We start from the raw sequence: 23,948 nt of genomic DNA, 5'->3' as shown, positions 1-23,948 counted from the left end.
ACAAACGATCGCCTAAAATGCTATGGCAAGAGTTAAAAAAATTGTCATATAGGCAAGGAAAGGAGTCAATAAATTCTCTCAACAACTCTTGACAATAAATATCATCTAGCCTACTATGCTTAAAGTCGATAGCCGTAAAGCCCCTGAAGCTGATATCAAAGCTGGCTCGGACTGAAATCGCTCCGGAGCCATTGCCGAATAGCGCGATCGACAACCAAACGTGAAAAGCAGCGCTAATACCCGGATTGAAGACTCAAACGCGCTGATAGGAGACTCGTAACGCCCGAAAACTGTTCACAGAACGTCTATGTGGAAAGAATTTGGCGGAACTGGTTGGCGTACTGCAAACAAGATTTATAGGTAAAAAAGAATCGATGAGTGACGCAAACATTAAGGGAAACCAACTCACCGAAAGTTGTACCAATTTAGTAGAACTTCTACAAAACAGAGCGTTACACCAACCTGAGCAGAAATATACATTTCTGTTAGATGGAAAAACTGAAACCGCCTGTTTGACTTATCGAGAGTTAGATGCGATCGCCCGATATTATGCGGCGCGGCTTCAGACATTGGGCCTGGGCGGCGAACGAGTCTTACTGCTTTTCCCACCAGGATTGGACTATCTCGCTGCCTTTTTCGGATGTTTGTACGCCAAAGCGATCGCGGTTCCCCTCTATCCGCCGAAGCTGAAGCGGAATTTAGCGAAAATTAGTGCGATCGCCCAAGACGCAGGAGCAACAGTTGCGATCGCTCCCGCACGACACTTGGAAAATTTAGAACAGCTATGCGAGCAAGCGCCGGAACTCAAAGGGCTGCATGGAGCGCGTCGCTTTTTCTAATACCGGCACTGAAGCGGTGATGGCAGCTCTACGATTAGCTAGAGCGGCAACTAAACGCAATAAAATTGCTTTGTTTTCTGGTTCTTATCACGGTCATTTTGACGGAACTCTCGCAGTTGTAAAAAAGATAAATGGCGATTTACGCACCATTCCCAAAGCGCCAGGAATTCCCGCTAATTTTATTGAAGATGTTTTAGTTTTGGATTACGGAAGCCCTCATGCCCTGGAAATTATCAAAGCTCATCAGCACGAATTAGCGGCGGTTCTCGTGGAGCCGGTGCAAAGCCGCCGTCTCGATTTGCAACCCAAAGAATTTCTCCAGCAACTCCGGCAATTAACAAAAGAATCAGAAATTGCACTGATTTTTGATGAAATGGTCACTGGTTTCCGAATTCATCAAGGTGGCGCGCAGGCGTGGTTTGGCATTGAGGCAGATATTGCAACTTACGGTAAAATTGTCGGCGGTATGCCCATTGGAATTATCGCTGGAAAAGCTGCTTATATGGATAAAATTGACGGCGGTTTGTGGAACTACGGTGATGATTCCTACCCCCAGGTAAAAACAACAATTTTTGCCGGCACTTTTTGCAAGCACCCACTTGCTCTGGCCGCTGCGCGTTGCGTGCTGCGCTATCTTAAAAGTCAAGGCCCAGCCCTTCAGCAGCAGTTGAATCAGCGAACTTCGCAGCTAGTTGAAACCCTGAATGCTTATTTAAAAGAAAATGAAGTTTCTGTCTCGCTTGTAAATTTCGGATCGCAATTTCGCGCTGTTGCCTCGGTTGAGATAGATCCGCTACTTTTTCACTTACTCGAAAAGCGTATTTTCATATGCGAAGGTCGTAGCTGCTTTCTCTCCACCGCTCACACTCATGAAGACACAGAGCGCATTATTCAGGCGGTTAAAGAGAGTATTCAAGAAATGCGCGAAGGAGGCTTTTTCCCGATTCAGCAATAAACTTGGTTTTTGATCTCGCGCATTTTTAACGGAATTAGATTTAACTCACCGCCGAACCTCAATTTTTAGGAAGGGACAACTGGGTGATCCTTAGGGACAGAAATTATTGAATATTTCTACTTACCATTGTCTCGGAGGATTCACTTTGATCTACTCAATCGGTGTATGCTGCCCGTTGGGGGGTGCGAAATGTGGGTTTAAATGCCTGTGCGTTGCATCTGCAGTTTCCCTGTCGCTCAAAGATTTATGCCATAAGTCTAAGGACTAATGGCAACTGACTACTGACAAATTTACTCGTTGAGAAATTCACCTTCACATATAATCGAGTCTCGGTTCTCCAAATCTTCTTGATTCCAGACCGCGTTTAATGCTGCGGAACTTAAGGAAGTTGACATTGTATTTAATGTTGTGTTGTAGTATTCGACAGCATTATTATGTTCCATCTGCGGCGCTTCCTTGAAGTAGGAATTAATATCAGGCGTGCACCGCTGGGCTTGATAGTATAGATAAGCTTCCGCATTAAGGCACATTACGTGGTAAAAATCCTTGTTTGCTGTCGCCACATCTCCGAGTTTGTACAGCGCTAAACCCCGATTGAGATACGCTTTAACGTAGTTCGGATCGAGTTCCACTGCTTTGTTAAAGTCCTCAATTGCCAACTGCATTTGTTTTAATTTATAGCGAACGCATCCTCTGTTATAATAGGCATAAACATTGTTTGGATCGATGCCGAGTGCTGTGTTGTAATCGGAGATCGCCTGCGTATTGTCTCCTAGTTGGTGGTAAGAGAGACCGCGATTTATGTAAGCTTTGATATATCTAGGATTCAACCGCAGCGTTTCGTTAAAGTTCTCCGTTGCTGCCTCTTTTTCTCCCAATAGGTAGTAAGCGCGACCCCGGTTGTAATAGGTTTTATAATTGTTGGAATTGATAGAGAGAGCTTGATTGTAGTCTTGAATTGCTTCTTCGTAGTGTCCTAAATTAGCAAGTACGAGTCCCCGGTTGTTGTAGATAGCGTGGCTGTCAGGCTTGCTTACTAAAGCGCAGTTGAGATCGTCAATGGCTTTGTCGTTTTCTCCGAGATGGCGCCAAGCATTGCCTCGATTCAAGTATGCCTCGAACAAATTAGGATTGATATCTAGGGCTTGGCTGAGGTCGGCGATCGCTTTCTGGTAGTCTTTCATGTAATAGTAAACCAAGCCGCGATTGTTATAGGCTTTGGCATCGGCGGGATTGACTTGGAGTATCTGATCGAAGTCCTGAAGTGCTGCTTCGTAGTTGCCTTTCTTGGCGCTGTGCAAACCGCGCTTGTAAAAATGCTTGAGGTTCAATTCTGTGAGGTTCATAGGTCAACTTTCATTCCTTGCTTGATTCTGGGGATTGATTTCTTTGCACTCAGTGTTGAGTTCGACAGCAGTTAATCTGTGGAAAGAGTATCTACCTGCACTCAGGCTAACTCTAGACGTATTCGAGGGAAATCTACCCGAAACAGGATTTTAGGTTGATCTTAACAGCAGTTGAATCCTGTGGAAAGAGGCTGAATCTCGGCTGGATTTACTTCGTCTGTTCGATTGTTTACCCGATCGACTTTCGCTGAAAAATCAAGTTTTGGTTGGTACTCTGTGTCTCTCAATGCGGATGCGACACGCTCGATAGCCAAATTCAGCTTGACGCAGCTACGAGCGCATACATTTTTCACGTACTCCGCCAGAGTAAAAATTATATCTTGATGGTCAAACTTCGTCTCAGTATTTACCGCAGCACGTCTCTACAAAATTTTGTTGCCTAATTACCGATTACCGACGATAGATTACCAATTATCGATTGATTTCCTCTTCCACATATACAGTCAATTTTTCCAAATCTGGAAGTTCGATCAATTCTTGTTCCTTTTCCTTAACAGAGATAGGCATCATCACAGGTTGACGCTGTTCTATCCAGCAACTCGCCAGCGGCAAAGTTTGTTCCAAATCTTCCAAAGGCCTCGGAATTACCATCACCGCGTTCAACTCGCCAATGCGCTCAGCTTCGTACATCCCCGCTTCTACCGCTACTGCGACATCTGCGACTGCACCGCGAATAATTGCCGTGCACAAACCTGCGCCAATTTTCTCGTAGGCGGCCAAGTGTACGTCTGCGGATTTGAGCATAGCATCGCAAGCACCGACCATTGCCGGAAATCCCCGCGTTTCGAGCAAACCGATCGCCTGATTGCTCAGCCGAGAAAAACTGCCGCTTTCCGACAGTTGAGTCAGGCGAAAGCCGATCGGCAAAACCACTTCCAAATTAGCCAAAGGTCTAGCAATCACCAACTTAGAAACAAACTGTCCGAACTGTTCAGCAGTCTGAGCTCCGGCTTCCACAGCCAAACGCACGTCGGAAATTCTGCCGCGGACAATAGCCGTACAGTGACCGGAACCAATTTTTTCGTATCCTACTAAAATCACCCCTGCCGACTTCAGCATCATGTCAGCAGTCCCGACAATTGCCGGAAAACTCTTGGTTGATACCAAACCCAAAGCAGTGTCTTTGAAGTATTCCTGATGCTGCGAATGCGATTCGCTACTATGATTATCTGTTTGTCCGTCCATCTTCTATTACCCTTAGAAACTTCCAAAAATAAAAATTTGTTGATAGTTTTAGTTTCTCAGATGAGAAGACAGACTGCACGAGCTGCAAGACACACATTTCTGCTGCAAGGTATTAAAAATTGTTGAGCTACCAATAATATCAGATTACCTATTTATATTTTTCGATTCTGCCTTCAGCATAGCTGCCTTTTGCTGAAATGACCGCTACCCGGAACCGCCCGAGAGAGTTTGACCGTTTTCTTGCGATCGATTAAAAGCTTGCCGGTGCGGAAACAGCGTTCCCAGCAACTGATTGATGTGAGCTTGGCCGTACAAAATAGTTGGCGTCTCCCCTGGTTGGGTGGGCGGCGGTGCGGTGTCTGACGGCGGCTCTGCGGGAGTCTCCGGCGGTGTTTGGGCGGTGTCTGACGGCGGCTCGATCGGTCGATCGACCGATGGGGCAGTAGCGGACGGAGTTTCCGCTTCTGCGGTTGTTTCTGCTGCAACTTGGCGGCTGCTATCTCCCATCACAGAGCCTGCTGGCAAAATTTGCATTTGAGGAATACAAGGATTAATCAGCGTCGCCGCCGAGCCAATACAGGCATTGGCACCGATCGTCCCCGCACCTACCACCAACACTCCTGCACCCAGAATCACGCCCGCCTCGATGTCCAGATTACCTTCGCGGGCGTGAAGGATAACTCCCATGCCGATGCAGGCACCGGCGGCGATCGAGATCCGGCTGCCCGGATCTGCTTGCAGGATGACTCCTGGGGCGATCGCCGCACCTTCATTTACAACCACATCGCCACTCATCAAAATCTGAGAGTTGCTACTTAATTGCAGTGGCGATAAATACATTCAACTTCACCATGAAAAGATCTATGATTTTAGATTAAATGACTTTAAATTATCCGTTTTCTAGACTGATAAAATTAAACCATATCCATCTAAGAAACGAGAATTTACTAATACTGAAAAGCTCGATCTGAACTTAGGATCAACCTAATTACGTAGGGCGAAGCACACCGCACCTTACCCACATAAGTAACGCATCCAACCAGTTTTTGAATAAGTTTTGTTCATGCTTTAAGATTTTCTCTAAAGTTTCCGAAAATCATAAATTTTGACCAAAAGTTCTCAATCGAAGCTTCTAACTATCTAAAATCCAACTTAAATCGCAGGGCTGATTCTCCCGCCAGCCCAACGCGAGAACTTAACGGGAGAAACCATTTAATTACCAGGCCTTCTTAAGGGCGCTGGATAATTTCTTCGAGCACCCGGCGCTTGGCCTTAGAGTCGATACCGAGCAAGCGGACGTACTCGCCGCTGTGTTCTTTGAGACAGCTTTCGAGAGCCGAAATTACTTCGGATTCGCGGTTGGAGGCGATCGGCGCGCAACTACTCCAAGAACCGGTACGGAAACGGCGCGCGTCGGCGTGTTCCGTGCCAATTTTGTAGCCTTGGGAGAGCAGGTTGCGGATTTGGTCGATCGTCTTGCCGGTCAAGATGCCGCTGCTGGCGACCGAACCTGTGTAAGCTTCTTTAATTTTCCCTGCTTTGAATCCCGAGGTTGCAGCCGGCTGAGCCGATTGAGCAACCGGGCCGTCGGGACGCTGAATAATTTCTTCAACTACGCGCCGCTTGGCTTTCGGGTCAATCCCGATGAAGCGCACGTATTCGCCTGGGTACTGGTTCATCACAGATTCTAAAGCGGCGATCGCCTCAGATTCGTTTCTGGTTTGCACCGAAGCCCCGCTTTGCCAAGAACTGGTACGGAAGCGGCGCGCATCGGCGTGTTCCGTCCCCACCTTGTAGCCTTGAGCTAGCAAGCCGCGAACCTGAGCCACTGTTTCGGCACTCAATTTTCCGCTGGACACGGAACCGCCATTGTGGTTGGCAGCTTGTGCAACTTTACCGTTAGATTGGTGAGTTTTCGCACCGTTAGAGCCGTTAGAGCCGTTGTCTCCCGGTCTTTGGACGATTTCTTCTAGTACGCGGCGCTTGGCTTTGGTGTCAATCCCGATCAAGCGGACGTATTCTCCTTGGTGGTCAGCCATGCAAGCTGACAAAGCCGCGACTACTTCAGATTCGCGGGTTGAGGAAATCGGGCCGCAAGTGCGCCAAGAACCGGTGCGGAAGCGGCGCGCGTCGGCGTGTTCTGCTCCCACGCTGTATCCTTGGGCTAGTAAATTGCGGATGCTATCGGCTAGAGAAGAACTCAATTGGGTGCCGGTTTGGGTAGAATAATTCATTTGAGTGATATTTGGGTTTTTAGCTTGCTCGTTGCGAATTGGTGCTAGACAAGCGATGTTGTCAGCGCAGCGATAACCCGTTCTTAGAGCGTCATTGATGCCGATGACGTGGGTCGCAAATTTAACATCTGAATCTTGAACGTCAGGCAGGCGATCGGCTTGCTGCTGATTAGTGATGATGGCTCCCGAAGGTATGTACTTACCGGGGGGAATCTCCACATCTTTAATTAGCACGTGCATCATGACAATGCAGCCGTTTCCTACTCTGGCGTTGAACACCGTAGAGCGAAAGCCGATAAAGCACTCGTCGCCCACGTAGGCCGGGCCGTGAATTAAACTCATGTGAGTGAGGGAAGTATTTTTCCCCACCCACACGGAATAGGATTTGTCGTCGTCTCCTTCGACTCTGCCTTGTTCTAGGCCGTGAATCACTACTCCGTCTTGAATATTGGTTCCCGATCCGATAAAAAACGGAGTGCCTTCATCGGCGCGGATAGATGTCCCGGGGGCAATCATCACATTTGAACCGATATGCACATCCCCAATAATGTTAGAAAAGGAATGTACGTAGGCGGTGTCGTGAATTTTCGGCTCAGCCAAGTTTTTCGACCAAGGCGTCGGGGGAGCCGCAACGCTGCGGGCTGCCATAAATTAAGTTCTCCTAAGCTGAAAATTTTTTTTGTTAGTTGTTAGTTGTTAGTTGTTAGTTGTTAGTTGTTCACTGTTCACTGTCAACTGTTCACTGTTAGCTGTTAGCTGTTCACTGTTCACTGCCAACTGTCAACTGTCAACTGTCAACTGTCAACTGTCAACTGTCAACTGTCAACTAGCGGTATGGGTCGTCTTTTTTACTGTAAATGAGGCGATTTTCTACATTGACAGTATCTATAATGCCTACTACTAGAGCATCGATCGGACGGTTTTCGCTCCCCGGCGCGATCCGGGCTGCGCTGCCGCGGGTCACTAAAACCCATTCATCTATACCAGCGCCCACACAGTCAGCGGCTACCTCATAGCCGGGAACTGGCGAACCTTCTTCATCGATGAATTGCAGCAGTAGAAATTTCGATCCTCTCAGCGTCGGCTCTTTTTGGGTACTGACAACTGTGCCGAGAACTTTGGCCATTTGCATTTTAGGTAATTGGTAATTGGTAATTGGTAATCGTCATTTTTTCACCGTCACTTGTCTTTTTTTTATGAGCTTTATTCAGTCCCATGTCTTCATTTTAGAATTTTTCGTCTAGTAACTAATGACTAATGACTAATGACTCGTGACTCATGACTAATAACCAATATCCCATGCCCGCCTTAATTAAAAATTAAAAATGCTAAATCAAAAACATCGCGATTTTTAATTTGTGATTTTTAATTTTTAATTACCAAATGCCCCTAACAGCCTCGATCGCGTATTAAGATCTGTTGAGGGGGCGAATGCCGCTCACGCCTTCGCGGAACTGTTCTACAGCTTCGGTGTAGCGAATGGGTAGCACGTACTCCAAGTTTTCGTGAGGGCGGGCGATAATGTGGGTGGACATCACTTGTCCGCCGTTAACGCGCTTCACTGACTCTACTCCGGCGGCGACGGAAGCTTGCACTTCCGAGACATCTCCTCTTACAATGACCGTAACGCGAGCGCTACCGATTTTTTCGTAGCCTACTAAGGTGACGCGGGCTGCTTTGACCATCGCGTCAGCAGCTTCTACCACTGCGGGGAAGCCTAAGGTTTCGATCATGCCAACTGCAATTGCCATTGGTTTTACTCCTGATTGAATATTTGGGGAACTAAAGTGTTAATGTTTGACGATCGCACTGCTTTTCGTCAAACATTTCGTCAAACGAAATTTCAGTGTGCTAAAAACTTAGTAGCCTCGGAACTGTTCTACTGCTTCTGTATAACGAATCGGCAGAACGTATTCTAGGTTTTCGTGGGGGCGAGCGATGATGTGGGTAGAGACGACTTCTCCGCCGTTCACCCGCTTGACGGACTCCACTCCTGCTGCAACTGAGGCTTGAACTTCCGACACGTTGCCGCGCACAATTACGGTGACGCGGGCGCTGCCAATTTTTTCATAGCCCACGAGGGTAACGCGAGCAGCTTTGACCATAGCGTCGGCAGCTTCCACAACAGCGGGGAAACCTTTTGTCTCAATCATTCCCACGGCAATTGACATTTTTGAATCTCCTTTGAGGATTAGTGAAATTACCGTTACAAATCTTTCAGAAATCTAAAAATTTGGACGGGGAGGCCCACATTATTTAGGAATGCAGTGTAAAGCTTCCTATACTATAAGAATAGGGCAAGCTGTCCACCTTGACAATATAAACTAACATCATAATGTTTAATAACAAAAATTAAAAAATTTTATGTTACTTAAAATAATTTAATATTTATTTAATAATCTTAATATAGAGCGGAGTAGATGCGGGCGGCGCTCGGGGAGTCAAGTAAGTACAAATACCTGTAAACTAGAGTTCGGTGGGTGAAGGCGGGGGATCTCGCTGTCGGGAAACTTGGGGATTTCAAGGGGGGGGATCGCGGGGAAACTGGCAAAAAAGGCAGTCTTGGCCCAGCGGCGGGCGTTTTTTTTCAGTGAGTGCCGATTCTGAGAAAGATGTATTTTTCTAGGGAGAAAATTATCAGTTTTGATGCTTTAATGTATAGTTAATTTTAGGTGCAAATTATTTTGCCAGAACTATTAAGGTCTGGTTTAATCAAAGTTTTAGAGTGTGGCGCGATCGCACGACACGACTGCTTTTCTATAAAGACAGCCAGTAATTTGAAGTTTCAGGGATAAATTAAATGACTGAATTTCTCCTCCAAGCCTGTTGGTGGGTACCTTTATATGGCTTAATAGGCGCAATTTTAACTTTGCCATGGTCTACCGGAACCGTTCGTAGAACAGGGCCCAGACCAGCGGCTTACTTCAATTTGCTGATGAGTGTGTTGGCTTTCATCCACGGGTCAGTTATTTTTACAGCAACTTGGGATCGACCACCCCAACAGTTGCTGGTGCACTGGGTGCAAGCAGCAGACTTAGATTTGTCTTTTGCCATAGAAATCTCCACGACCAGCGTCGGAGCAATGGAGTTAGTTTCTGTTCTGAGTTTGCTAGCACAAATTTACGCTCTCGGCTACATGGAAAAAGACTGGGCGCTAGCTCGATTTTTTGGGCTGCTCGGTTTTTTTGAAGCGGCAATTAGCGGCATTGCGATTAGCGACTCGCTGCTGCTAACTTACGCTTTGCTAGAAATGCTGACGCTTTCAACTTACCTGCTAGTCGGGTTTTGGTACGCTCAACCGCTGGTAGTAACAGCGGCTAGAGATGCGTTTTTAACAAAGCGTGTCGGAGACGTGCCGCTGCTGATGGGAGTAGTGACGCTTTCCACTTTAGCCGGAAGTTTGAATTTTTCCGATTTGGAAGCATGGGCGGAAACTGCAACGTTGTCTCCTTTAGTTGCAACTCTTTTAGGTTTAGCTTTAATCGCCGCACCTACAGCCAAGTGCGCTCAATTTCCGTTTCACTTGTGGCTCGATGAGGCGATGGAAGGGCCCAACCCGGCTTCGATTATGCGGAATACGGTGGTTGTGGGCGCTGGGGCTTATGTTTTGATTAAACTTCAGCCTGTTTTAGCGCTGTCGCCGGTGACTGATGCGGTGCTGGTGGTTTTGGGTGCGGTGACGGCGGTTGGCGCTTCATTGGTGGCGATCGCCCAAATCGACATCAAAAGAACACTATCGCATTCTACCAGCGCTTCAATGGGTTTAGTGTTTATCGCCGTGGGGCAGAATCACACTGACATTGCTTTGCTGTTGCTGTTCGCGCACTCGATCGCCAAAGCACTATTATTCATGAGCGTAGGGTCAATTATTACCACAACTCAGACTCAAGATTTAACAGAAATGGGTGGGCTGTGGTCGAAGATGCCTGCCACCACTACGGCTTATTTAGTAGGCGCTGCGGGGATGGTAGCGCTATTGCCGATGGGCAACTTTTGGGTAATGCGGCGCTGGCTCAACGGTTTTTGGACAGTGCCTTTGTGGCTAGTAGTTGTGCTGCTTTTAGTTAACGGTTTGACGGCGCTAAATTTAACTCGCGTATTCGGTTTAGTGTTTGTCGGAAAACCGCAGCCCAAAAGTCGCAGAGCTCCAGAAGTCGGTTGGCCGATGGCTTTACCGATGGTAATTTTGACGGTGATTGGGCTGTTGGTGCCTTGGATTTTGCAGCGGTGGCAACTGTTAATTAGTTGGACTGGGCCTTGGGCGACAACTGGGGATTTTGATACTTTAAATTTGCTGTTGAAGACTCTGGATACTCCGCTGTTGGTGTTATCTGGGTTGATTGGCGTTGCGGTTGGGGTGGCGATTTATTGGTACGGTGTTTTACCTAGACCAGTACGGCTGCCGATTCCAGCGGTGCAGAATTTGTTTGCTTACGACTTTTATATCGATCGAGTTTACCGCTTGACTGTGGTTTGGGCGGTGGCTTCTATTGCTAAAATCAGCGCTTGGACTGACAAGTATGTGGTAGATGGGGCGGTTAATTTGTTCGGTTTTGCCACAATTTTCAGCGGCGAAGGGTTGAAGTACAGCGGCACCGGTCAGTCGCAGTTTTATGTGTTGACTATTGCGGGCGGGGTTGCTGGGTTGTTGGGGCTGATTATTTGGCAGTTTTGAACCGCAGATGTTGGCAGATGAACGGGGATAAACGCAGATGAATTTCTTTGGGGTTTGTCTGCTTTTCTCGGATTTTATTCAAAGTCTATCGGCCATAATTCCACAACCGGAACTTCCCAACCGGGTAAAAGTTCGGGTATTGAAATCATGTCGCCGTCTCTCAATACAACTGGCTCGGCTGTCGGAGTGTAAATGGTTACGGTGTGTTTGTCTGGATCGATTAAAATTCCTACTTTCGCTCCGTTTTCGATAAATGATAGAATTTTGTCTCGGAGGGGTTTGAGGCGATCGGACTGAGACTTGATTTCTACAACTAAATCTGGAACCATTTCGGCAAAATACCGTTTGCTTTGTTTGAGACGTTCCGCTAACACAAAAGAAACATCGGGTGCTGTAAGGTTGGAATTGGGAAGAATAAACCCGCCACTCGACTCAAAAACTCGTCCGAGTTTCCGGGGCTTGACCCAGTTGAGTAAAAGACTGGCAAACTCGGCCCCTATTTCGCTCGATACAATGTCTGATGGGCCCGTAACGATAATCTTCCCGTCTACCAGTTCGAGTTGGTAGTCTAGATGTGCTTCCGAGAGTATAGCTTGCACTTGTTCCAAGTGGGCAACTGTGAGGCGCGTGGAAGGAGAACCGGATTGAATTTGCAAATTTTCTCGATCGGTAATAATTGAGGTCATAGGACGATTCCAAAGACATTTGCATCTATGTTAACAAGAAAATGGGCCGATCGCTTTTTTATGCAGTTGGTTTGCGTTAAGGTTAAATATAGTTCTAAAAACTGTGTAATAAAGGAAAGTTTTAATTGATGCTCAGTGCTTTAATCTGGATACCTATGTTAGCGGCTGCTCTGATTGGGTTTTGGCCCGGTGCGATCGGTTCTAAAATAGTTCGGAATGCTGCGATCGCCATTGCGGGCGTAACTTTTATTCTCTCGGTGATTTTGGCAGCTCAGTTTGATGCCAGTACGAGTCAGTTGCAGTTCTCGGAATTTATTCCTTGGATAGATACTTTGGGATTGAATTACAATCTCGGCGTTGATGGTTTGTCTCTGCCTTTGGTAATTTTAAATACTCTACTGACAGGGGTAGCTATTTACGCGACGGATGAGTCGATCCGCAGACCTCGACTTTATTATTCTTTGATGCTGTTAATTACTGGCGGTGTCACAGGAGCTTTCTTATCTCAAAATTTGCTGCTATTCTTCCTGTTTTTCGAGGTAGAATTGATTCCGCTTTACCTGTTAATTGCGATTTGGGGAGGGGAGCGTCGGGGTTATGCTGCTACTAAGTTTTTAATCTATACTGCATTTTCAGGGATTGTCTTGCTGGCTGCTTTCTTGGGTGTGGTTTGGCTCAGTGGTGCTTCTAGTTTCGATATGGTTGGTGCAGCCGGTGCATCGCATTTGCAAGGAGGCTCGCCATTACCTTTGGTAAGACAAATTGTGTTGCTGGCTGGGGTGTTGCTGGCTTTTGGAATTAAGATCCCTTTGGTGCCTTTTCATACTTGGCTGCCGGATGCTCACGTAGAAGCTTCGACTCCTGTTTCGGTGCTGCTGGCGGGGGTGCTGTTGAAGCTGGGAACCTACGGGATGCTACGCTTTGGTTTGGGTTTGTTTCCCGATGCGTGGGCGGTGGCGGCGCCTTGGTTGGCGAGTTGGGCGGTGGTGAGTGTGCTTTACGGGGCTAGTTGCGCGATCGCCCAAAAAGATATGAAAAAAATTGTAGCTTATAGTTCGATCGCTCACATGGGCTACATTTTGTTAGCCAGCGCCGCCGCGACTCCGATTAGTATGCTGGGAACAGTATTGCAAATGATCAGCCACGGTTTAATCTCGGCGCTACTATTTTTGAGTGTCGGCATTGTTTACAAAAAATCCGGCAGCCGCAACATCGATGTGCTCAAAGGTTTGTTCAATCCCGATCGCGGTTTGCCGATGATTGGCAGTTTAATGATCCTCGGCGTGATGGCGAGTGCCGGCATTCCGGGTTTGGCGGGATTTATTGCTGAATTTTTGATATTTCGGGGCAGTTTACCAGTGTTTCCCGTGCAAACTTTGCTCTGCATGATCGGCACTGGTTTGACTTCAGTTTACTTTTTAATTATGGTCAACCGCGCCTTTTTCGGCCGCCTTTCCGATTTGGTGGTGAATTTGCCGCAAGTCCGCTGGGGCGATCGCATTCCTTCGCTGGTTTTAGCAGTAATTATCGCCATCATGGGAATACAGCCGGGAGTTTTAATTGGCTTGAGCGAGAAAACTGCGATCGGTTTAGTATCGAATGTGCCAGCGCAAGTTCAACAACTTGCTCAAAACTTGGAGTGAAATATTCCATAAGTTTGTAGTGAGGACTTTAGTCCTTATAAACTTCTGAGGACTAAAGTCCTCACTACAAACATTACTCTGAATTCTGACTTTTTTGGTAAGAAAATAGTTATTCAATTAAGGTTGAACTAAAATGACAAGTACCGTATTAAAACCGTCTACCCATCCCCTGGCCGCCTACATTGACATCTTGGAATCAGGCAAAGCTTTGCTACCTGAATCTCCGGAAAATGTAGTAGAAGTTGTCGGCGTTCTCAAAAGTTACGCTATAGTTCTCGATGCCTACTCCCGCAATCTTAACTACATCGCCCAAGAACAATTTTTAGTGCTTTTCCCGTTTTTTAAATATTTCAACGGCGAGGTGACGCTGCCGAAATTGCTGCGCCATTTGTCCCATGACCGGATTAATTTTGAGTATGCTGAGTATTGCATGAGAACCATGCTTTGGCACGGCGGCGGCGGTTTGGACAGTTATTTGGATTCCCCGGAATTTAGCAGTTTGGCCGAAAAGGCGATCGCAGCTAAATTGAAAGGCGATTTTATGATGCAGGGACTCCACAAAATATTTCCTAATTTTTTGCCGGAACAAGTGCGGATGCTGGCTTATTACACTGGTTTGGGGCAGTTTTGGCGGGTAATGAGCGATTTGTTTATTGATTTATCCGATCGCTACGAAGCCGGGACAATTAAGTCGATCGCAGATATAGTAGATTTCGTCTTAGCAGGTTTGGTGGGCGCCGCCAGTCTACCAATTACCTACACCGTCAAGATTAGCGGTCAAGTCTACGATATCATTCCGGCGGCGGCGGGCTTGACATTTTTACCAGATGTAGCAGTGCCTTATGTAGAGTCAATTTTCTTTCGTGGAACAGCGTTTTTTGGAGTAGTTTCCTACAACGCCCAAGCGCATCAAATCCCCGAAAACCAGGGAGAATTTAACTATGGGGCTTTATTTGCCGATCCTTTGCCGATCGGAGGTGCAGGGATTCCCCCAACTCAATTGATGCAAGATATGCGGCATTTTCTGCCAGATTATTTGCACGAAGTTTACCGCAGTAACTGTCGCGGCGAAGATGATGTGCGGGTGCAAATTTGCCAGAGTTTTCAGAAGTCAATGTTTTGCGTGACGACAGCGACTATTTTCGGTCTAGCACCTCATCCAATGAATACCTCCGATCCAGAGGAGAAAAAGGCTAATCGGGCTTATTTAGAAGGTTGGATGGATCGATTTAGCAATTCTCGATTAGATTGGGCAAATCAGCCAACTATCATGGCTTGTCAGTTGTTCCCGGAACGTTAGTCAGTTGACAGTTGACAGTTGACAGTTGACAGGAAAGCAGTAGTCATTGGCAGCAATTACCAATTCCCAATTACCAATTCTCAATTCCCAATTCCCAAAGTATTTCGTAGGGTGTGTCGCTACTAAAAATCTGTGAATTTAATCGACAATCTCATAGCGACGCACCTTACACATCTTATGGTGCGATCGCCTCCTGCTTCGTTATTCCCGAATTATCTAGATTCGGACTAAAAGACTCAGGCCATGAGAATCAGTTCCGCAAGTTCCCAGCAAACCATAAGTTTCTGCTAAGTCTTTAACTAAAGCAGTTTGTTTGGGACTCGGTTTCCAAGGATTGGGATTAGTATAAGCATAGTAAGTTTCTACGCCGTCAATGCCGAGACAGGCTGCTTGTGGGATGAGTTTATCTGCGGTCGATCGATAGCGGCAAGGATGTGCTAGAACTGCTAAACCTCCTGCTTCGTGAATCGCTTCAATTACCCTGGCTGCTGCATAATAAGCGCTACCTTCAGTAGCTTTACCACGCAAGTAAGGTGTGAGACTGGGATGTTGCGGATCGAAGGCGTAAGCGAGAATGTGTACCTCGTTGTTGAGCAATTCAGCATTGAATTCAGCGCCTGTCCAAAGACTTGGTGCTGCGATGTTGCTGTCGCGATTGTTTAATTTCCAATTATCCAGCCAAATTTGAGCTTGAATGTAGCCTTTGGCGCTGTGGTGGTCGGTGATAGCGAAGCCTTTGAGGCCTCCGGCTATGGCTTGTTCCATCAATTTCTCTGGCTGCAATCGCCCGTCGGAGTAGACTGTGTGCAGGTGGAAGTTATAGGAACCCGGACAGCTATCGGCATCAATCGTCTGCAAGACTTGTTTGAGTGCTGAGATATTTTGGGCTTCTGGTTTGAGGCTAGAACTTGTTGAGGAAGCGAGATTGACCGTCATAAGCATTATTATAAAAAAAACTAGCTTTGTTCACTATATCTAATTTTTTATTGAATTGTTGGGGTCTGATACCCACACTACAAAGCGTTAGTCGCATTTTAAACCTGCGGCTGCGGCTGTGGGAAATTCGATCGGCACAAAAGTCAGGCCAAATTGTTCTCTAGCACAAGGCACAATGTGCGCCACTCGTTTAGGAGGGTTTTTCCGATTTCCCGTTGTCGAGTCAAATTCAATTATACCGGTGGCTCCATCAGCTTTAAAATCAGGAGAGGCTAAGGTTTTTTGCATTCCTTCGCGGCTGGGTTCTGGCTGGATTTCTAGGGCTTTAATCAGGGTTTTGGCAGCATCGTAGGTTAAAGCCGATCGAGTATTGACCGGGCCTCCCCACAATTTTTCAGCGTTGACCGGAAACTTTTGGTCAAAACTGATTGTCGGATGCCAAAACACGGATATGCCGAGCTTTTCAACGGATTTTAGCTGTTTTGCTACTTCTAAAGTTCTGGGTTCGTACAGCGTCCAAGGCCCGACAATCCAATTGCGATCGCCGTTAGCTTTAATCATTTCTAGCGCATTTTCTACAGCCTTAGTAACTTGACCATCGGGAAAGACAGCTATGGCTGTTTTTCCGGCTTTCTCAACTTCTTTCATTGCTGCTTCGGCGTTAAAATCATTTTTGGATAAGTCGTAATTACTGGTTCTAAAAGTCGAGCCTCCTTTGGCTTCAAATTGCTTTTTGAATTCTTCCCATAAAGAAGCGCTGAAGGGACTGTTGGGATTGTAAAAAACGGTAACTTTTTTCTGACCGACTGACAGCAGTTGATTTACTAAACCTTCAGCTTCTATACTGGTTGTCGGAGCCGTCCGAAAGAAGAATTTTCGAGGTTTGCGCGTTAGTTCTTCTGTTGTACTTCCTGGAGAAATAGCGACCAGTTTATTTTGATTGTAAATATCTACTGTTTCCACTGTCATGTCGCTGGTGTAGTGTCCGATTACTGCTATAATATCGGGTTGAGCCACCAGAGAATTTGCTCTTTTCACAGCGTAGGATTTGATATTGCCATCATCCGCGATGATGACTCTGAGACCTTTTCCTTTAATAGCTTTTGGTTCGAGAAAGCCTTGACCTGGAAAATCTTTATTACTGTCCTTGGCGGGAAGGAGACCTAAATTAACTTCGGTTTGAGCTTGAGCAAGGCCGCGCAGCAGTTCTTCGGCTAAATTTGCGTTGAGAATGCTACCGTCATCCTTTCTGCGGATGGGAACAACAATTGCGATCGTGTAATAGTCTGCATTGATTGATTTCAGCAGAGCATTGTTCATGTAAATTAAAGTTTCGGGGTCTCTGCGGTCGTCTCGCCAAGACTGCTTGAGCAATTTTAAAGCTTCTGAATAATTTGATTCCGCAAACTCATTAATTCCCCTTTGTTTTGACCAAAGGGCGGAGGTTTGTACTAGGAGTTTTTCGCCGGAACTTACACCATCTGGAGAGGGTGTGCGCTCGGAGATTGGTGTTTTTTCGCCGACAATTTCTGGAGAGGCTTTAGGCGTGGCGGGTGGCTGGGAAAGTATGCGGATTAAAAGTACGATCGCCAACCCTGCCGCAATTCCCGCAACGCCTAACAGCGCAGGCCTGCGATTGTGCTGGCGCAACATCCGCCCAGCTTTGAGTAACCGGGGGTTTGGGTTTGTCGGCGACGAATTCGACTCTGGCAAAACTTCATCAGCCGCATCCAATTCTTGCAAAACTTCAGAAACAGATTGGTAGCGCTCTTTAAAGTCGAAGCGTACCATCTTGGTTAAAATAGTTTTGAGACGGTCGCTAACTTGTACCGCAGGGCGATCGGGCGTCGAATAATCCCAGACAATTTCACAAGTTTCGGGGTCTTGTGGCAGATTGGTGGGACGTTTGCCGGTGAGAGCTTGGATGGCGATAATTCCTACGGCGTAAATGTCGTTGTAGGGTTGCGGGACTGACCGGGGATTGTATTGTTCCGGAGGCATATAACCGCTGGTGCCGATCGCCTGCGATGTTAATATTTCACCCGTAGAGTTAGCCGTAAAAGTGCTGATTTCTTTGACCGCCCCAAAATCAATCAAAACAATTTTTTGATCTGTTTCTCGCCGAATTAAGTTAGAAGGTGTAAGATCGCGGTGAATAATATTTTCTTTATGGACGGACTTTAAAATTTCCAGAATTTCTCGCAACAAGGCAACAGTTTTTTTCTCACTCCAGTGATCGCCCGCCGCGAGTTCTTGACTGAGCGGATGTCCTTGAACGTATTCTTGAACTAAGTAAAAATGGTCATTTTCTTCAAAGCAAGCGAATAATGCGGGAATGCAGGGGTGATTGCCGAGACGGCGCAAAGCGCTAGCTTCCCTTTCAAATCGCCTCCTTGCCATCTCCAAAACGCGCGGATCGTTCGATCGGGGAAAAGGAATTTCTTTAACAACGCACAGGGGATTTCCCGGTCTGCTGAGATCGTTAGCCGTGTAGGTGATCGCAAACCCTCCGCATCCCAACGGAGCGATAATTTGGTAGCTTTCGCGCAGGATATGCCCTAAGTTGACACACATATATTTCCCAACTCCTCTTGACAGGCTGCGATCTTTAATGTTAATTATACGCTTTTTCGATTCCAGATACAGCTTGGCAGTAGATCATATTTGTCTGGAGCGATATCAAAAACATTATAAATGTATTATTATAACTGTGACTAATTCCTCATTCCCTATTCTCCATTACTAATGACTAATGATTGGTGACTGATGACTGGTGACTTCTGCTATGTCAATCGCATTTTAATCCTGCGGCGGCGGCTGTCGGAAATTCGATCGGCACAAACGTAAGACCAAATTGTTCTCTAGCACACGGAACAATGTGCGCTAAGGCTTTCGGAGTGTTTTTCCGATTTCCAGTTGTCGAGTCAAACTCAATTATACCCGTTGCTCCGTCAACTTTAAACTCTGGAGATGCTAAGGTTTTTTGCATTCCTTCGCGGCTGGGTTCTGGCTGTATTTCTAAGGCTTTAATCAGCGTCTTGGCGGCATCGTAGGTTAAAGCCGATCGAGTATTGACCGGGCCTCCCCACAATTTTTCAGCATTAACTGGAAATTTTTTATCAAAACTGATTAACGGATGCCAAAACACGGATACGGCGAGCTTTTCAATAGACTTTAGTTGTTTTCCTGCTTCTAAAGTTCTCGGTTCGTACAGAGTCCAAGGCCCAACAATCCAATTGCGATCGTCATTTGCTTTAATCATTGCGATCGCATTTTCTACAGCCTTACTAACTTGACCATCGGGAAAGACAGCTATGGCTGTTATTCCGGCTTTCTCAACTTCTTTGATTGCTGCTTCGGCGTTAAAATCATCTTTGGATAAGTCGTAATTACTGGTTCTAAAAGTCGAGCCTCCTTTGGCTTCCAATTGTTTTTTGAATTCTTCCCACAAAGAAGCGCTAAACGGACTGTTGGGATTGTAAAAAACAGCAACTCTTTTCTCACCGACCTCAATCAGTTTATTTACTAAGCCTTCAGCTTCTGTGCTAGTTGTTGGTGCTGTCCGAAAGAAAAATTTTCGAGGTTTGCGTGTCAGTTCTTCTGTTGTACTTCCCGAAGAAATAGCTAGCAGTTTATTTTGATTGTAAATATCTACTGTTTCTACAGTCATGTCGCTGGTGTAGTGTCCGATAACTGCTAGAATATCTGGCTGAGTGACTAGGTAATTTGCTTTTTCCTTTGCGTAGGATATGACATTTCTGTCATCAGCAATGATGACTTTGAGACCTTTTCCTTTAATCGCTTTTGGTTCGAGAAAGCCTTGACCGGGAAAATCTTTATTGCTGTCCTTGGCGGGAAGGAGACCTAAATTAACTTCGGTTTGAGCTTGACCAATGCCACGCAGCAGTTCTTCGGCTAAACTTGCGTTAATCATGCTACCGTCCTGATTTCTGCGGATGGGAACAACGATCGCGATCGTGTAATGTTCTGCCTTGATTGTCTCCAGCAGAGCATTGTTGATGTAAATTAAAGTTTCTGGGTCTCTGCGGTCTTCTCGCCAGGACTGTTTGAGCAATTTTAAAGCTTCTGAATATCTTAAGTCGGCAAACTCATTAATTCCTCTTTGTTTTGACCAAAGCGCAGACGTTAGGAGTTGTTCGCCGGAACTTATACCCTCTACACGATGCCGAGTTGGTGATGGGCAACTTTTCGGGCTTAGCCGGCAAAAAATTATCGGTAAAAGTACGATCGCCCCTGCCGCAATTACCGCAATCACTAATAGCAGCCAGAGAAAGCGCGATCGTGGAGGTGTAGGTGGCAATGGAGGTGTGGGTGGCAATGGAGGTGTAGGTGGCGATGGAGGTGTTGGTGGCGGTGGAGGTGTTGGTGGCGATGGAGGCGATGTTACGATCGCATCCAAGTCTCGCAAAACCTCAGTCACAGATTGATATCGATTTATATAGTGGAAGCGAACCATCTGATCGAGAATATTTTTTAGACCATCACTCACTGGTAGCGGAGTGCGATCGGACGTGGAGTCATGCCAGATAATTTCACCAGCACAATCGTAGTTTCTGAGCTCTGTCGGATACTTCCCGGTGAGAGCTTGAATCACGATCATCCCTACGGAGTAAATATCATTACAAGCATGGGCAGTACGCCCATTTGATTGTTCGGGAGACATATAACCGCTGGTGCCGATCGCCTGCGATGTGAATATTCTACCTGTAGAGTCAGCCGTCAAAGTGCTGATTTCTTTAACAGCCCCAAAATCAATTAAAACAATTTTTTTATCTGTTTCGCGCCGAATTAAGTTAGAAGGTGTAATATCGCGGTGAATAATATTTCTTGCATGGACGAACTGTAAAATTTCCAGAATTTCCCGCAACAAGGCGATCGCCTGATCCTCATTCCACTGTTGACCTGGAGTAAGTTTTTGCTTGAGCTGATGTCCTTTAATATATTCTTGAACTAAGTAAAAATTGTGATTTTCTATAAAATAGGCGAATAATTGGGGAATGCACGGGTGATTACCAACAATAGACAAAGCGCTAGCTTCCATTTCAAATCTTGCCGTTGCTCTGTCCAAAACACGCCGATCATTCGGAAAAGGAATTTCCTTAACAACGCATTCGGGATTTCCGGGTCTGCCTAGATCGTGAGCCGTATAGGTTATCGCAAACCCTCCGTGTCCCAACCGATCGATAATTTTGTAGTTTTCGTGGAGGATATGCCCTGACTCTAGACACATATATTTTTCAACACCTGTTGACTGGCTCCGGTCTTTGATGTTGATTATACGCTTTTTCGCGACCAGATACAGCTTGACAATATATCAAATTTGTCTGGGTGTATATCAAAAACACTATAACTGTCACCAATTCCTGATTCAGCAAGCAATTTTTGAAATTATCTGTAAAGTGTCTGAATTTGAGAAATATTTTAATCCATACTCCGAGACTAGATACTCACGCACCGCGACGATATTAGTCAGGTGCGTCAGTTTGTGATTTGCTCGATTAGTACAGAAGATGGCACGAGCTGACGCACCCTACAGATTAAACTAATAAAAACAAATTCCCAGGCATAACCTGGGAATGAAAAATATTAAAAATAATGTTGTTTTAATAAATTGACTTTGCCGGAAAGCGGCGATAATTTGGGTCATAATTGAGCAGCGCTGGTAGATTTGAGAGCGGAGGCCGGGGCGGGCATTCCGGTTCCGGTGCCGCACCCGATCGCATTTCCCGAACTCAAGAAAACAGTTGCGTTCATGTTGGATCACCCGTTAAGCTTGGCTGCTGTTGCGAGTCTGGCTTGCCAGATCCAACAGTTGCGCCCAACGTTTTTGGACTTGTTTGGGAGTGCAGTTGAGCGCAGTGGCGATCGCCTTATCGCATTCTTGATTCCGCTTCATTTCCAACAGTTGCTGCATTTGGGGCGACAGTTGAGCGCGAAATGCTTCCCATTTGTCGGAAGTCATGCCCAGCTTTTGATCGACATCAGCACCCAGCCATTCGTGTACCAGTTTCCAATTTTGAGTGCGGGAAAATTTTTCGACGTGGTACTTAAACCGTTGTTGCAAGTAGTCGCGCTGGCGGGAAGACAAACCGAGAACGCGATCGATTTCCGAAGCCGAAAGGTCTTGCAATTTTAAAGTTAAGTAACTCACGCATTCGGGCTGATTTTGGGCTTCCAGATAAGCGATCAATTCGGCGACAACTCGATCGCGCAGCACTGCATCAGCCGGATCGACAGTATCCGAAACCATTTGTTCGCGGACTTGTTGCAGCGCCGGAGAGCGGCTGTAAATTTCCGCATCTTCTCCCTTGCCCGACTCTACAGCCATTTCAATGTCGATCGCAGTTTCTGGAGGCTGGCCCTTGGCAAATCCTTGAGCGCGAAGCACGATCAGGCGCTGGCGGTTGCGGCCGGGCAAACCGATTTGGCGCTTGGCGTAGTGTTCAGTGAAAGCCATGTACTCAGCCAATTCTATCTGCGTGCGGGGCGTGTAGTTGAGATCGAGTTGGTGTTCGCGGCGGAAGGCCCGCAGAGCTTCGATGTAAAAGCCTTGCAAAAAGTCTTCAATCATGTTGTAGCGAGCTTGGAAGTTCAAGTTCGATCGGAAGGAAGCAACATGGCGGTAAATCATTGCCGCGAGGTGAGAGTGCAGTTCGACGCGGCCTTGTTTGGAACCGAGGCGGTAGTATTGCAGGGTTTTTTGCAACCGGTGCTCGGCCAAGGTGATTTGCCAAGCTTCAACTTCGCCGGAAATTTGGATGCGATCGCTTTTTTGGCAAATCCGTTCGACTTCCTTAGCAATCCGCATCGCCACTGCTTGAGCGCTGCGGCTGGCAGTTTTCATGGACGCTTCCAATTCTTTGAGGGCGAATTGGGCCAAAGCCAGGATATTGATGCTAGGAACAGTATTGATTTCGGCGGTTTGTTCGGTGGAGGTGGCGGGAATGAAGTTGAGGGCAGAAGCGGTGTTGCAGTTGACGGTGTTGGTGGCAGTTTTGACAGTCATGGCGTTTATCGGGTAGTAGCGTAGAGTGGGCGAGGAGAACAGTTGCTGGCGGTTTCGCTTGCTGTGCTGATTCAACTCTCTATACATTGAATATAGGGAAGTAGAGATAATCGCAGTGATGTCAGTGTTCCACTCTCTCATGCAACAGTTTTTGGCTGCTGAATCTGATTCTAAGCGCTGGCTGTGGAAGATTAGTTTTATTAGGCTTCAACCCTTACTGTACAAGCATTCTGAGCTGTAATGTTGGTAGGGCGATCGCGACAAAGATGGACGGTGTTCCGGGGCCGCTGAGTGGACAATTTACCAACTGGCCCTTTGAGGTGGTTTTGGGCGTCGCAGATTGTGGAATCGAGAGTCGGCAGAGTGTAGCGAACTGCTTTATCTTCAAAGCCTACGCCACAGCAGTTGGGAAACCCGGTGAATCTGCAAATTTGCTCTTGGTAAAACGCCCAACGGCTTTTTTTTGAACGAACCGCAAAGACGCTAAGAACGCGAAGGAAGATCGGAAAAGTAGGGTGTGCACCGCGCACCGCCTGGGCTGTCTGCCAACAATTCAAGCCGATTCTCTCTCTAATACCAAAGTCACCGGGCCGTCATTCTCTATAGAGACTTGCATCTGATCTCCAAACAGCCCTGTTTCAACTTTTAAGCCGCTCTGGCGCAACTTTTCGACAAATTTCTCATAAAGAATGGAGGCTCGCTCAGGAGCCGCTGCTTGGTCGAACGAAGGGCGTCTACCTTTGCGACAGTCGCCGTAGAGCGTAAACTGACTGACAACCAGCAACTCGCCGCCGATGTCTTGTACGGACTTGTCCCAGCGGCCGATATCCCTGGCTGTGTCGGGAAACAAACGCAATTCTAGGCATTTGCGAGCCATCCAGTCGAGTTCTGCTTCGGTGTCGGTGTTTGCAATACCTACAAGCAAGTTGAGTCCGCAGCCGATTTTGCCGATAATTTCACCATTAACTTGGACTTGAGATGATTTGACTCGTTGGATGATGACTCGCATTTGAAATCTGAAGAGGAATTATGAAAAGAAACCCGGTTTCTCGGATAAATCTT

General features: G+C 46.7%; 19 protein-coding genes. 5 read left to right on the top strand and 14 right to left on the bottom strand.

Annotation, left to right across the window (positions count from 1 at the left end; all coding sequences use genetic code 11):
* The first annotated feature begins 374 nt into the window (after positions 1 to 374).
* Both QUB68_RS13780 and QUB68_RS13775 read left to right on the top strand, forming a co-directional pair.
* Positions 375 to 839 carry an AMP-binding protein gene (locus tag QUB68_RS13780; RefSeq protein WP_332993187.1) on the top strand — a complete coding sequence of 155 codons (465 nt, stop codon included), beginning with the start codon at positions 375 to 377 and terminating at the stop codon, positions 837 to 839.
* Positions 817 to 1,794, top strand: a complete 978-nt coding sequence (locus tag QUB68_RS13775) for an aminotransferase class III-fold pyridoxal phosphate-dependent enzyme (protein WP_332993186.1) — start codon at positions 817 to 819, stop codon at positions 1,792 to 1,794. The genes QUB68_RS13780 and QUB68_RS13775 overlap by 23 nt, the downstream gene beginning before the upstream one ends.
* Before the next feature lie 290 nt (positions 1,795 to 2,084).
* On the opposite strand, the gene QUB68_RS13770 is transcribed toward QUB68_RS13775, so the two are convergent.
* The 7 genes from QUB68_RS13770 to QUB68_RS13740 all read right to left on the bottom strand — a co-directional run bounded on the left by QUB68_RS13770 (position 2,085) and on the right by QUB68_RS13740 (position 8,790).
* The gene (locus QUB68_RS13770) at positions 2,085 to 3,140 is read right to left on the bottom strand and encodes a tetratricopeptide repeat protein (RefSeq protein ID WP_332993183.1); all 1,056 of its coding nucleotides are present in this window, start codon (positions 3,138 to 3,140) and stop codon (positions 2,085 to 2,087) included.
* A gap of 471 nt (positions 3,141 to 3,611) precedes the next feature.
* Entirely contained in the window at positions 3,612 to 4,385 is a 774-nt protein-coding gene (locus QUB68_RS13765) for a carbon dioxide-concentrating mechanism protein CcmK (RefSeq protein ID WP_332993181.1), read from the bottom strand.
* A 204-nt stretch (positions 4,386 to 4,589) separates the two neighbouring features.
* The gene (locus QUB68_RS13760; RefSeq protein WP_332993180.1) at positions 4,590 to 5,225 is read right to left on the bottom strand and encodes a carbon dioxide concentrating mechanism protein; all 636 of its coding nucleotides are present in this window, start codon (positions 5,223 to 5,225) and stop codon (positions 4,590 to 4,592) included.
* 389 nt (positions 5,226 to 5,614) lie between these two features.
* Positions 5,615 to 7,267, bottom strand: a complete 1,653-nt coding sequence (locus tag QUB68_RS13755; RefSeq protein WP_332993178.1) for a ribulose bisphosphate carboxylase small subunit — start codon at positions 7,265 to 7,267, stop codon at positions 5,615 to 5,617.
* 178 nt (positions 7,268 to 7,445) lie between these two features.
* Entirely contained in the window at positions 7,446 to 7,751 is a 306-nt protein-coding gene (locus QUB68_RS13750) for a EutN/CcmL family microcompartment protein (RefSeq protein ID WP_172186882.1), read from the bottom strand.
* Between the two features lie 277 nt (positions 7,752 to 8,028).
* Complete coding sequence (locus tag QUB68_RS13745) at positions 8,029 to 8,370, bottom strand: carbon dioxide-concentrating mechanism protein CcmK (protein WP_006635058.1); 342 nt, start codon at positions 8,368 to 8,370, stop codon at positions 8,029 to 8,031.
* 108 nt (positions 8,371 to 8,478) lie between these two features.
* Positions 8,479 to 8,790, bottom strand: a complete 312-nt coding sequence (locus tag QUB68_RS13740; protein ID WP_006635059.1) for a carbon dioxide-concentrating mechanism protein CcmK — start codon at positions 8,788 to 8,790, stop codon at positions 8,479 to 8,481.
* Positions 8,791 to 9,419: 629 nt separating this feature from the next.
* Here QUB68_RS13740 and QUB68_RS13735 point away from each other — a divergent pair.
* A complete protein-coding gene (locus tag QUB68_RS13735) occupies positions 9,420 to 11,294 on the top strand; it encodes an NAD(P)H-quinone oxidoreductase subunit F (protein WP_332993175.1) in 1,875 nt (624 codons plus the stop codon).
* A 74-nt stretch (positions 11,295 to 11,368) separates the two neighbouring features.
* On the opposite strand, the gene QUB68_RS13730 is transcribed toward QUB68_RS13735, so the two are convergent.
* On the bottom strand, positions 11,369 to 11,980 hold the full coding sequence (locus QUB68_RS13730) for a Uma2 family endonuclease (protein ID WP_332993173.1): 612 nt from the start codon (positions 11,978 to 11,980) through the stop codon (positions 11,369 to 11,371).
* A 128-nt stretch (positions 11,981 to 12,108) separates the two neighbouring features.
* On the opposite strand from QUB68_RS13730, the gene QUB68_RS13725 reads away from it, so the two are divergent.
* Together QUB68_RS13725 and QUB68_RS13720 are read left to right on the top strand one after the other, a co-directional pair.
* Complete coding sequence (locus tag QUB68_RS13725; protein ID WP_332993170.1) at positions 12,109 to 13,623, top strand: NADH-quinone oxidoreductase subunit M; 1,515 nt, start codon at positions 12,109 to 12,111, stop codon at positions 13,621 to 13,623.
* 133 nt (positions 13,624 to 13,756) lie between these two features.
* On the top strand, positions 13,757 to 14,923 hold the full coding sequence (locus QUB68_RS13720) for a CO2 hydration protein (RefSeq protein WP_332993168.1): 1,167 nt from the start codon (positions 13,757 to 13,759) through the stop codon (positions 14,921 to 14,923).
* 216 nt (positions 14,924 to 15,139) lie between these two features.
* Here QUB68_RS13720 and QUB68_RS13715 read toward each other — a convergent pair whose 3' ends face one another.
* From QUB68_RS13715 to dtd, 6 genes are all read right to left on the bottom strand, one after another.
* On the bottom strand, positions 15,140 to 15,859 hold the full coding sequence (locus QUB68_RS13715) for a PHP domain-containing protein (protein WP_332993166.1): 720 nt from the start codon (positions 15,857 to 15,859) through the stop codon (positions 15,140 to 15,142).
* 87 nt (positions 15,860 to 15,946) lie between these two features.
* Positions 15,947 to 18,433, bottom strand: a complete 2,487-nt coding sequence (locus QUB68_RS13710; RefSeq protein WP_332993165.1) for a bifunctional serine/threonine-protein kinase/ABC transporter substrate-binding protein — start codon at positions 18,431 to 18,433, stop codon at positions 15,947 to 15,949.
* A gap of 214 nt (positions 18,434 to 18,647) precedes the next feature.
* Positions 18,648 to 21,110, bottom strand: a complete 2,463-nt coding sequence (locus tag QUB68_RS13705; protein ID WP_332993163.1) for a bifunctional serine/threonine-protein kinase/ABC transporter substrate-binding protein — start codon at positions 21,108 to 21,110, stop codon at positions 18,648 to 18,650.
* 537 nt (positions 21,111 to 21,647) lie between these two features.
* On the bottom strand, positions 21,648 to 22,886 hold the full coding sequence (locus tag QUB68_RS13700) for a HetZ-related protein (RefSeq protein WP_332993161.1): 1,239 nt from the start codon (positions 22,884 to 22,886) through the stop codon (positions 21,648 to 21,650).
* 200 nt (positions 22,887 to 23,086) lie between these two features.
* Positions 23,087 to 23,443: a hypothetical protein gene (locus tag QUB68_RS13695; protein ID WP_332993160.1), complete on the bottom strand. Its 357-nt coding sequence runs from the start codon at positions 23,441 to 23,443 to the stop codon at positions 23,087 to 23,089.
* Complete coding sequence (gene dtd / locus QUB68_RS13690) at positions 23,440 to 23,895, bottom strand: D-aminoacyl-tRNA deacylase (RefSeq protein ID WP_332993157.1); 456 nt, start codon at positions 23,893 to 23,895, stop codon at positions 23,440 to 23,442. The genes QUB68_RS13695 and dtd overlap by 4 nt, the downstream gene beginning before the upstream one ends.
* Positions 23,896 to 23,948: the final 53 nt, after the last annotated feature.

This window comes from Microcoleus sp. A006_D1 (assembly GCF_036702805.1).
Lineage (GTDB): Bacteria > Cyanobacteriota > Cyanobacteriia > Cyanobacteriales > Microcoleaceae > Microcoleus.
The sequence above is the reverse complement of the archived record's forward strand: the minus strand, read 5'-3'. Positions and strand labels throughout refer to the sequence as shown.

Coding starts and splice junctions, on each gene's coding strand:
- QUB68_RS13780 (WP_332993187.1), top strand. CDS start 375: ATGAGTGACGCAAACATTAAGGGAAACCAACTCACCGAAAGTTGTACC.
- QUB68_RS13745 (WP_006635058.1), bottom strand. CDS start 8,370: ATGGCAATTGCAGTTGGCATGATCGAAACCTTAGGCTTCCCCGCAGTG.
- QUB68_RS13700 (WP_332993161.1), bottom strand. CDS start 22,886: ATGACTGTCAAAACTGCCACCAACACCGTCAACTGCAACACCGCTTCT.
- QUB68_RS13765 (WP_332993181.1), bottom strand. CDS start 4,385: ATGGACGGACAAACAGATAATCATAGTAGCGAATCGCATTCGCAGCAT.
- QUB68_RS13760 (WP_332993180.1), bottom strand. CDS start 5,225: ATGTATTTATCGCCACTGCAATTAAGTAGCAACTCTCAGATTTTGATG.
- QUB68_RS13730 (WP_332993173.1), bottom strand. CDS start 11,980: ATGACCTCAATTATTACCGATCGAGAAAATTTGCAAATTCAATCCGGT.
- QUB68_RS13715 (WP_332993166.1), bottom strand. CDS start 15,859: ATGACGGTCAATCTCGCTTCCTCAACAAGTTCTAGCCTCAAACCAGAA.
- QUB68_RS13725 (WP_332993170.1), top strand. CDS start 12,109: ATGCTCAGTGCTTTAATCTGGATACCTATGTTAGCGGCTGCTCTGATT.
- dtd (WP_332993157.1), bottom strand. CDS start 23,895: ATGCGAGTCATCATCCAACGAGTCAAATCATCTCAAGTCCAAGTTAAT.
- QUB68_RS13740 (WP_006635059.1), bottom strand. CDS start 8,790: ATGTCAATTGCCGTGGGAATGATTGAGACAAAAGGTTTCCCCGCTGTT.
- QUB68_RS13755 (WP_332993178.1), bottom strand. CDS start 7,267: ATGGCAGCCCGCAGCGTTGCGGCTCCCCCGACGCCTTGGTCGAAAAAC.
- QUB68_RS13710 (WP_332993165.1), bottom strand. CDS start 18,433: ATGTGTGTCAACTTAGGGCATATCCTGCGCGAAAGCTACCAAATTATC.
- QUB68_RS13775 (WP_332993186.1), top strand. CDS start 817: ATGGAGCGCGTCGCTTTTTCTAATACCGGCACTGAAGCGGTGATGGCA.
- QUB68_RS13735 (WP_332993175.1), top strand. CDS start 9,420: ATGACTGAATTTCTCCTCCAAGCCTGTTGGTGGGTACCTTTATATGGC.
- QUB68_RS13720 (WP_332993168.1), top strand. CDS start 13,757: ATGACAAGTACCGTATTAAAACCGTCTACCCATCCCCTGGCCGCCTAC.
- QUB68_RS13750 (WP_172186882.1), bottom strand. CDS start 7,751: ATGCAAATGGCCAAAGTTCTCGGCACAGTTGTCAGTACCCAAAAAGAG.
- QUB68_RS13705 (WP_332993163.1), bottom strand. CDS start 21,110: ATGTGTCTAGAGTCAGGGCATATCCTCCACGAAAACTACAAAATTATC.
- QUB68_RS13770 (WP_332993183.1), bottom strand. CDS start 3,140: ATGAACCTCACAGAATTGAACCTCAAGCATTTTTACAAGCGCGGTTTG.